Source organism: Aquimarina sp. U1-2 (assembly GCF_017897595.1).
GTDB lineage: Bacteria > Bacteroidota > Bacteroidia > Flavobacteriales > Flavobacteriaceae > Aquimarina.
In genome coordinates, this window is record NZ_JAGKIK010000100.1 from 1 (window position 1) to 386 (window position 386).

General features: G+C 31.1%; 1 protein-coding gene. It reads left to right on the forward strand.

Annotated features, from left to right (window positions below; all coding sequences use genetic code 11):
* The coding region (locus J8281_RS19200; protein WP_210199260.1) for a GNAT family N-acetyltransferase at positions 1 to 378 on the forward strand (378 nt) is incomplete at its 5' end.
* Positions 379 to 386 lie beyond the last annotated feature (8 nt).

A 386-nucleotide genomic window follows, 5' to 3' on the forward strand; every position in this document is an offset into this window, starting at 1 on the left:
GTTGAATCTTTTGATGAAGAAATATTAAGGCACCCTGATAAATATATTATTGGAGAGGGAGGTCATATATTTTTCGCTAAGCTAAATAATAGTATTATAGGAACAGTTGCTCTAATGCCTCTACCCGACCAAAACACATTTGAATTGACAAAATTGGCTGTTTCTCCAAAGCATAGAGGAAAAAAAATAGGACAACAATTGATGCAATTTTGTTTAGATTTTGCAAAACAACTTGGTTTAAAAAACCTGGTACTATACTCTAATACAAAACTGGAAAATGCAATTTATATTTACAGGAAATTTGGTTTTATAGAAATTCCAGTTGAACCCAACAGCCCTTACCAAAGAAGTGATATTAAAATGGAAATTGTTTTTTAAAACTGCTG